Source organism: Paracoccus rhizosphaerae (genome assembly GCF_026162645.1).
Classification (GTDB): domain Bacteria; phylum Pseudomonadota; class Alphaproteobacteria; order Rhodobacterales; family Rhodobacteraceae; genus Paracoccus; species Paracoccus rhizosphaerae.
Map to the genome: position 1 here is coordinate 1 of NZ_JAOTBE010000096.1, position 8,798 is coordinate 8,798.

The window sequence follows — 8,798 nt, forward strand, 5'->3', positions numbered from 1 at the left end:
TCTGGGTCGGGGACATCACCTATGTCGCCATCGGGACCGGCTTCGTATATCTGGCCGTCATTCTGGACGCCTGGTCGCGCAAGGTCGTAAGCTACGGGCTGGGCCGCAACATCGACGTGCGTCTGAACCACATCTTCCCCGCGGTAGGTGAAGCGGGGATCGGCCGCCGGACAGAACCGCGAATGCGTGTCGACCACCGTCAAGATGCGGAGCTTGTTGCCCAAGGCCAACTGGTCGTGGACGAAGTCCATGGCCCAGACATCATTCGGCCCAACGGCCTCGGCGTGGTCGTTACGTAGCTTGGCCTTCACCCGCCGTTTCGGCGTCTTGTTCCGCAGCTGCAGGCGCAACTCGTTGTAAATCCTGCGGGTCTTCTTCATGTTGATCTCCCAGCCTTCACGGCGCAGCAGCACATGCACCCGGCGATAGCCATAGCGCACGCGTGACTCTGCGATCTCCTTGATCCGCCTTTCGACGGCTGCCTGGTCGGTGCGCCGGGACTTGTAGTGGAACGTGGAAGTGTCAAATTGCAGGGCCCCACAAGCTCCGCGGATCGACACGCCCCAATCAATGCACATCCCACGAACCAACTCGCGCATCCGACCAGGCTTCAGAGCTTTCGGCGGATGACATCCTGCAACATCTCCCGGTCGAGCGTCAGGTCGGCCACGATCTTCTTCAGCCGACTGTTCTCGTCCTCCAGCGCCTTCAGCCGACGCATCTCATCCGGCAGCAATCCGCCATATCGTTTCTTCCAGTTGAAATAGGTCGCCTGGCTGATCCCGGACTTCCGGCAGATCTCTGCTACCGGCGTTCCTTCCTCGCCCTGCTTCAGGACAAACGCCTTCTGCGCTTCCGTGAACCTCGATGCCTTCATCGTCTTCAGCTCCTCTCCCAGCCAGGGAAGATTAGCCGAAAACTCCAGTTTCGAACGGTCCAGTTCTCAGGGAGCAGAGCATCTCAATTCTGGATGCTCTGCTGCTGGACATATCTAGACACAAACGCCTCGTGCATCAGGACATGTTATTCGCGAAACGACTCCTTTTTCCGCTTGCGATGTCCGATGCAGCCCGGATGCACCCATGATCTCGGCGGCTCAGCACCCTCCGATCATAGCGCAAGAGGCGCAGCCCGGTCGCTCGACTCCAAGCTCCTCCGCGCTGACCAGTCTTCCGAGATCCGGTTTAGGAGCAATTAGTTGCGAAGCGAACCTGTCGCAGAGACTCTTCTTTGTTCCTGATACAGCCTCCAGCTATGTAGCGGCGGTGCGGCCCTGCCCTGGTGCCCCGCCATGCGGTGCAAAAGGCGGTGCGAGGCCGGTGCTGCGAACGGCTTAAAACGCGCCGCCGTCCAGCCTCGGCGATTTCTCGCGGCCCGAGCCGCCCAGCATGATCAATATGAACTGCATCCCGAGAACTGAGAAGCCCAAGGGGATCAGGGCATAGGGGATCCACATCGGCGTACCGAAGCTGCTGGAGACGCGTTCGCCATAGCTGAAGGCGTCGAAGGACATGATCGCGCCGCGCCAAGTTAGGGCCGCGCAGAAGATCACGCCCACTAGACCCACGATAATGCGCAGCATGCGCTGCACGCCGGGGCCGGCATTCTCTGCCAGGATGCCGATGCCGATCTGTTCGCCCCGCCGCAGGGTTTCCGCGGCGGGAACAAGGGCAAGATAAACCAGCAGGAAGGCATTCACCTCCATGCTCCAGCTGGTAGCCTGCGCGAAGAAGTGCCGCATCAGCGCGTCATAGCCGATGGTCAGCATGATGAAGGCCAAGGCCAGCGCGCCGCCTGCATGCAAAATCGCTGACAGTCCGCCCACGATGCGATCTAGCGCGCCCACCGCGGTCAGGCCCCGCCGCCCAAGGCCAGGTCAATGGCCTGTCGGCCGACCTCGGGTCCGACCTCATCCAGCCAGACCTGGCGGACATCGGCGTTGATGGCATCGAACTCCGCGAGTTCGGCTTCGGTCGGGTCGGTAACCTCTAAACCGCCTTCTTTAAATTCTGGCCAGTACTTGTCGCGGAACCAGTCTTGGTTGGCAGCGCGGGCGCTGTCCTCGTCGAACCATTCGGCCGCCTGGATGAGGGTCTCGCGCGCGTCATCCGGCAGCGCATCCCAGCGTCGCGTGGTCATGAAGGCGCCGATGGCAAAGGCAGTCACCGGCAGGCGATAGGCGTACTTGACCTGTTCCTGAACACTACGCCCATTGATGGTCGAGATATTGGCAACCGCCGCATCGACCGTGCCGCGTTCCAGCGCAATATAGAGTTCGGAGGACGGGACGCGCACTGGGGCGGCGCCGAAATGTTCCAGCGCGGCCGAGGCCTCAAAGGAGACCAGCCGTATCTTCTTTCCTTGGATATCGTCCAGTGACGTGATGGGCGCGCTCTCGACGCTCCAGATGTATTCCGGCTCCATGATGCCGCCGCCAAGGGTCAGGCAGGTCAGGCCCTGCTTTTGCAGCTCACTTTCGATAAGGGCGAACAGCGGTCCGTCGCGGCGCAGCCGGTCCGGGTTCTCATAGAGCGAACCCACCACGCCAGGCAGACCCAGCACTCCCAGGATCGGCAGCGACCGGGTGATATAGGAGGTGGTGTGGAACATGAGATCGACCGTTCCCGACCGTAGGGCCGGCAGCTGTTCATCCGCCGAAACCAGTCTTGCGCTGTCGTGATAGTCGATGGTGACGGCGTTCCCCTCGGCTTCGTTGACGCGGTCGACGAAACCCTGCGAACCATAAGCCAGGTCGGCATAGGACGGCGGCAGGTAGCTGACCGCCGTCAGCATCACGTTCGCATGGGCGCGGCGGGGCAGCCCGGCCAAAGCCAGGCCACTCAATGCCGCACCGGCGGTCATAAAATTGCGTCTCGTGGTCATGTCGTCTCCTCCCAGATGGACGTCTTGTTGCCGAAGTTCAGGGCGCAAGTCCCGGCAGCCAGAGTGCCATCCCCGGCACCAGGACGAACAGGGTCAGCACCGCGAATTGCAGAATGACGAAGGGCAGCACGCTGCGAATGATCGTCTCGATCGGCAGGACGGGCGCCACGGCCTTCAGTGTATACAGGTTCAGCCCGACCGGCGGGGTTATCACCGCCATCTCCAGATTCATCACCAGAATGATGCCGAACCACAGCGGATCATAGCCTAGGGTCACGATCAGCGGCAGCAGGATCGGCGTCGTCACCACGATCAGTGACACGGCGTCAACCAGCATCCCCAGGACCAGCAACGCCACCATGACGAGCATGAGAATGGCGAAGGGCGGCAGGCCGGTCTGCGTCAGTCCCTGCGACACGGCATCGGGAAGACGGATCAGGTTGAGGTAGTCGCCAAAGATCCGCGCGCAGCCCATGATGAGCAGGATCGCCCCTGAAATCCGCGCGCTGGAGGCAAGTATCTCCCATAGGCGCGCCCACGTCAGGCTGCGAAATACAAGCCCAGCCAAGGCCATGGCGCCAAGCGCACCGAAGGCGCCAGCCTCGCTTGGGGTGGCGACACCAGTATAGATCACGCCCAGGACCACACCCACCAGCAGCGCCGCATGCCAAAGCCTGCCAAGCGACCGCAGACGCGCGCCCCAGTCCGGTGGTCCAGCATGTTCGAGAGGTGCCTCGGACGGGTTCAGCGTCGCACGGATCCAAATATATGAGGCCAGCACGAAAGCTAGTAGAAGGCCCGGCAGGATGCCCCCGATGAACAGGTCCGACACCGACACGCCCGACACGGCGCCATAGATGATCAGCGGCACGCTGGGCGGGATCAGCATGGCAAGCGCGCCCGAACTGACCACCGAACCAGCCGCCAGCCGCTGCGAATAACCACGCGCCAGCATCTGCGGAACCGCGATCGAGCCAATGGCCGCCACGCCTGCGATAGACACGCCCGAAACCGCCCCGAACATTGTCGAGGCCCCCACCGTCGCCACCGCCAGCCCGCCACGGACACGGCTGAACCACAGCGCCGCGGCGCGGTACAGGTTCTCGCCCACCGGGGTGGCCGACAGAAAATTCCCCATTAGGACGAAAAGCGGCAGGGCCAGCAGTTCGAAACTGTTGAGTTGCGCAAAGAGCGAGGTGGGTCCGAAGAACAGCGCCATCAGGCCGCGGGCCATATAGAGCCCCAGCATCCCCGCCGCCCCCAGCGCCAGGAAGATCGGCGCGCCAAGGCCGATCAGACCTAGCAGGACCACAAGTACGATCAGCGGTTCGATCATGCGCCGACCTCCTGCCCAAACCAGCCAGCCCGGCTCAGCTGGCCGGTTATCTTGTCGGGTACCTGCTGGGCCAGCCAGTCAACAAGGTTGCTCAGCATCGCATGGTCTAGGCCGGTGCTGATCCCCTCTCGCTGCATCAGGTAGTTCACATCCTCGGTCGCGACGTTTCCAGTGGCCCGGGGCGCGAACGGACAGCCGCCAAGTCCGCCGATCGAGGCGTCAACCACCTCTGCACCGAGGTCCAGCGCGACCGACAGGTTGGCATAGCCCGTGTTGCGCGTGTTGTGCAGATGCACCCCCCAAGGCCGCCCCTCCAGAACGGGGGCCACGGCGTCGTGGACGCGGCGGATGTCACCCGGGACGGCGACCCCGATCGTGTCGGCCAAGATCACCTGTTCGGCGCCAGCATCGACCAGCGACCGGGTCATGTCGGCCACGCGCGTGGGCGCGACAGCACCTTCGAACGGGCAGCCATAGGCGGTGGCGATCACCGCGACGATGTCACGTCCCGCCGCCCGCGCCACATCGGCGGCCCGGGCAAATTCGGCCAAGCTGTCGTCAGAAGACATTCCCTGATTGCGCTGGCAGAACGTATCCGAGGCCACGACGGCGAAGCGCAGCCCCTGAACGCGCGTCGCCAGCGCCCGTTGCGCGCCGCGCAGGTTCAGGGCCAGCGCCGAAAGGTGGACACCGGGCAAATCGGGTAGCCCCTCCAAGACCTCCTCGGCACCAGCCATTTGCGGCACACGGGCCGAGTTGACCATGCTGACTGCCTCGATGCTGCGCAGCCCAGCTTGGGCCAGTCCCGTGATCAGGCGGATCTTCTCGGCCACGGAAAAGATCTTGGACAGGTTCTGCAGCCCGTCGCGTGGGCCCACTTCGCAGATCGTCACCATCAGATCACCCCATCGGCCTTCAGCCGCTCCAGATCCTCGGGCCCCAGACCCAGTTCGCCGTAAACCTGCGCGTTGCTGGCCCCAACCTTCTGGGGGCCAAGCCAAGCGATGTCGCCGGGCGTATCTGACAGCACCGGGAAGACGCCCGGGACGGTGATCGTGCCAAAATCGGGATCCTCGATCTCGCGCACCATGCCGCGGTCTCGGAAATGCGGGTCGGACACGACCTCGGCGATGGAGTTGATCGGGCCGTAGACGACGTCATGCGTCTCCAACCGGGCGGTCAGCTCTGCCATAGGCAGCGATGACGACCAATCCGCGATGATCGCATCTAGCTCCGCGGCATTGTCCCCACGGGCCTCATGGTTGGCGAAGCGCGGATCATCGGCCAGTTCGACGCGCTCCATGGCTCGTGCCAAGCGGCGGAACATGGCATCCACGTTGGCCGCGATGACGACATAGGTGCCCTCGGCCGAGGGATAGATGTTCGAGGGCGCGATCTTATCCAGCCCCGATCCCGACGGTTGGCGCACATGGCCGGTCTTGGAATATTCCGTCACGCAGCTTTCCAACATGGCAAAGCAGCTTTCGGTGATAGCCGCATCAACCACCTGGCCCCGGCCGCCCGTCCTGTCGCGGTGCCACAGCGCCATCATCATCCCCTCGAAGGCAAAGAGTGCGGTCAACGTGTCGCCCAGCGAAATCCCGTACCGCGGCGGCGGCCTGTCGGGATAGCCGTTGATGTGACGCATCCCCGACATCGCTTCGCCCACCGAGGCGAAGCCCGGTCGTCCCGCATAAGGCCCGGTCTGGCCAAAGCCCGACACGCGCACGATCACCAGCCGCGGGTTGATCGCATGCAGTTCATCGGGCGACATATCCCATTTTTCCAGCGTTCCCGGCTTGAAGTTCTCGATGAGCACATCAGCGTCCACCAGCAGGCGGCGCACCAGGTCTTGGCCGCGCGGATCACGCAGGTTGGCCGATATCGAACGCTTGTTGCGCGCCATTATCGGCCACCACAGCGTACGCCCGTCGTGCCTGTTTCGGCCCCAGCTACGGATTGGATCGCCTTGGCCCGGTGCCTCGACCTTGATGACGTCGGCGCCGAAATCGGCGCAGCGCGTTCCTACGAAGGGGCCAGCCAGCAACTGTCCCATCTCGATGACGCGCAGCCCCCGAAGGGGCCCGAAACCTGACGGTCCGGGTTCAGTCATGTCCTGTCGTCCTCCCGCTGCGGGATCAGAAAATCCCTCATTGGATACAAATCTTCTGGATTGATCACGACAGGGCAAGATATTTCTAAGTCGGAATACAATTGGTTTCGAAAATGTATCAAAAATCGGCTTTAGGGATGGCGTTCAAATCTGAAAGCGCAGCCGACCGCGCCTATCGCGTGCTGCGGCAGGCCGCGACAGACGGCCGGCTGCCAACCGACCGCAAGGTGACCGAGGATGGCCTTGCGCGGATGCTGGGCCTGTCGCGCACGCCGGTGCGTGCTGCCGTCGGCCGTCTGCTGATCGAGGGGTTCCTGCAGCGCCGCGCGGGCCGCGGCCTCTGGTGCGTGATGCCCACCCGCGCCGAGATGCAGGAGATCTTCGACATTCGGGTGCGGCTGGAGTCCTATGCAGCCGCCCGAGCCGCCGAGCGTGCAAGCCCAGACCATAGGGCGCAGCTGGTTGCCTCAGCGCATCGGATGTCTGAGCTTGTCGGCCTTCTGCGCGAGGGGCAGGACCCAGCGCTCGTCTCGAAGATCCAAGACGAGAACGCGCTGTTTCATGGGACCATCATGCGGGCAGCCCACGCGCCGCGGCTGGAGCTGCTGCTCAGCTCCACGGTGGACTTGGCCTTCGTCAGTCTGACGCTGCAACGTTACAGCCTTCGCCAGAGGGTGCGCTCCGCCGGCCACCATCACGAGATTGCCGAGGCGATCTCGGCCGGCATGTCGGATTGGGCCGGTCGGACGATGGAGGCACATATCCTTGCCGCCGCAGGGACATTTCTGCGTGATCCCTTATCGGACGGCGGGTCCTGAGCAAAACCGGCTGCCAATCCCGGGAAGTTTGCATCATCACCGCGGGCCAGCTTCTTGAGCGGCGGGATCTCCAGTCTCTGTCGCAGGTTCGTCGCGGCCCCGTAAGCTGAGATGTTTGCCTTGGTGCAACTGTACGACTAACCATGGCCTTGCCTCATGCGCCGCAAACCTTCGGCCTTCAGCAGGAAAAAGAGGCCACCTGAAGATCAGGCGGTTGAGCACGTGCTACGCAGCAGGATACTCTAGCGGGCTTCAATGGACAGGCAGCAGATGCGCGGGCAATCTCAGGGATCGCGTCGATCCTCGGAGCGACACTGGCGACACTGGAACTGACTCTTTGCGCCGCTTCTGGCCAAGGCTGCCATTTAGTTCGGTCCTGCAGATTATTTTGCGCTCTACATCATGGCATTCGCGATAACAGGAGGCATATCGGGAACCGATCCTCGCAAGACGCTGCTGGCGGCGCTCTTGGGCCTCATGCTGGGCACCTTGGGGCTCGACCCGGCAACAGGGGTGGCCCGATACACGTTCGGCAGCTTCAATCTCTATAACGGCTTCGATCCCATCGTTGCGCTGGTGGGACTAATTGCGAACTCCGAGATCCTGTTCTTTCTCGAGCAGAAGGCGCAGGACAGGCAGCTGATCCCGAAAGGCAGCGTCTTCCCGCATATGTCGCGCGTGAAGGAGGGTCTTGACGCCTCGCTCTGCGGCTCGATGATCGGCTTCATCGCGGGGATTTTGCCCGGTGCGGGCGCGTCCCTTGGGGCGGTGATGGCCTACAGCTTCGAGAAGCGCTTGAACGACAAGGGCAGCTTCGGCACAGGGGATCCGCGGGGCGTTGCAGCGCCCGAGGCAGGCAATAGTGCCGCCAGCGGCGGAGCCCTGATCCCGATGCTGACTTTGGGCGGGCCCGGATCGGGAACGACCGCCGTCATGCTGGCGATGCTGATCTCGCTGAACATCCAGCCGGGACCGCTTCTGTTCTAGCGCAGCCCTGATCTCGTGTGGGGCCTGGTCGCTGCACTCTATCTTGCGAACTTCGTCCTGCTGATCCTGAACCTGCCGCTGATCGGTATATTCACCCGCGTCCTGGGCCTGCCCGCCTGGGGCCTGCTGCCGCTTGTTGTCGCCATCAGCTATCTGGGCGTATTTGCCATCACGCATGCTGCCTTTGACGTGATGGTAATGGTCGGCTTCGGCATCCTGGGCTTCGTTTTGCGCAAGCTCGACTTTTCGCTGGTGCCTGTGGTTCTGGGGCTGCTTCTGGGACTGGATATGGAGAACAATCTTCGCCGGGCCCTGTCGATTTCCGGCGCCGACTTCACCGTCCTGATCCAGAGCCCGATCGCTTTGCTGCTCTACGGCATCACCGCAGTCTTCCTGGTCCTGAGCGTCCACTGCCACCGGGGCTAGAGCATGGAGACTATCATCACGACAGAGACCGACAACAGCAACATGCCAAAGACGTCGATCATCCGCAGCCTCTCGCGGAAGACAATCACCGAAGCAAGGATCGAGAACAGCAGCTCGACCTGCCCCAAGCTGCGAACATAGGCGGCATTCTGCAATGCAAAGGCAGTAAACCACCCCAGACTGCCGAGCACCCCCGTGACTCCGACGGGCAGCACCGTGCGCCATCTGACCGCGA

At 62.9% G+C, this 8,798-nt stretch carries 7 protein-coding genes and 2 pseudogenes; 2 read left to right on the forward strand and 7 right to left on the reverse strand.

What is annotated here, in order from left to right:
- The 6 genes and pseudogenes from OC184_RS18600 to OC184_RS18625 form a co-directional block, all read right to left on the reverse strand.
- Positions 1 to 877 (reverse strand): annotated as a pseudogene (locus OC184_RS18600) (transposase); the annotation flags it as partial.
- 456 nt (positions 878 to 1,333) lie between these two features.
- Positions 1,334 to 1,825, reverse strand: coding sequence for a TRAP transporter small permease (locus tag OC184_RS18605; protein WP_265508650.1), 492 nt, complete (start codon positions 1,823 to 1,825; stop codon positions 1,334 to 1,336).
- Between the two features lie 26 nt (positions 1,826 to 1,851).
- The gene (locus tag OC184_RS18610) at positions 1,852 to 2,883 is read right to left on the reverse strand and encodes a TRAP transporter substrate-binding protein (RefSeq protein ID WP_265508651.1); all 1,032 of its coding nucleotides are present in this window, start codon (positions 2,881 to 2,883) and stop codon (positions 1,852 to 1,854) included.
- A 37-nt stretch (positions 2,884 to 2,920) separates the two neighbouring features.
- Positions 2,921 to 4,219 carry a TRAP transporter large permease gene (locus OC184_RS18615; RefSeq protein WP_265508652.1) on the reverse strand — a complete coding sequence of 433 codons (1,299 nt, stop codon included), beginning with the start codon at positions 4,217 to 4,219 and terminating at the stop codon, positions 2,921 to 2,923.
- The gene (locus OC184_RS18620) at positions 4,216 to 5,115 is read right to left on the reverse strand and encodes a hydroxymethylglutaryl-CoA lyase (RefSeq protein ID WP_265508653.1); all 900 of its coding nucleotides are present in this window, start codon (positions 5,113 to 5,115) and stop codon (positions 4,216 to 4,218) included. Before OC184_RS18620 ends, OC184_RS18615 begins: the two co-directional genes overlap by 4 nt.
- Complete coding sequence (locus OC184_RS18625) at positions 5,115 to 6,332, reverse strand: CaiB/BaiF CoA transferase family protein (RefSeq protein ID WP_265508654.1); 1,218 nt, start codon at positions 6,330 to 6,332, stop codon at positions 5,115 to 5,117. Before OC184_RS18625 ends, OC184_RS18620 begins: the two co-directional genes overlap by 1 nt.
- Positions 6,333 to 6,469: 137 nt before the next feature.
- Here OC184_RS18625 and OC184_RS18630 point away from each other — a divergent pair, with 137 nt between their 5' ends.
- Positions 6,470 to 7,150: a GntR family transcriptional regulator gene (locus tag OC184_RS18630; RefSeq protein ID WP_265508655.1), complete on the forward strand. Its 681-nt coding sequence runs from the start codon at positions 6,470 to 6,472 to the stop codon at positions 7,148 to 7,150.
- A gap of 402 nt (positions 7,151 to 7,552) precedes the next feature.
- Positions 7,553 to 8,563 (forward strand): annotated as a pseudogene (locus OC184_RS18635) (tripartite tricarboxylate transporter permease).
- Here the strand turns inward: OC184_RS18635 and OC184_RS18640 are convergent.
- Positions 8,560 to 8,798: EamA family transporter (locus OC184_RS18640; protein WP_265508656.1), on the reverse strand; the 239-nt coding region annotated here is incomplete at its 5' end. The pseudogene OC184_RS18635 and the gene OC184_RS18640 overlap by 4 nt on opposite strands.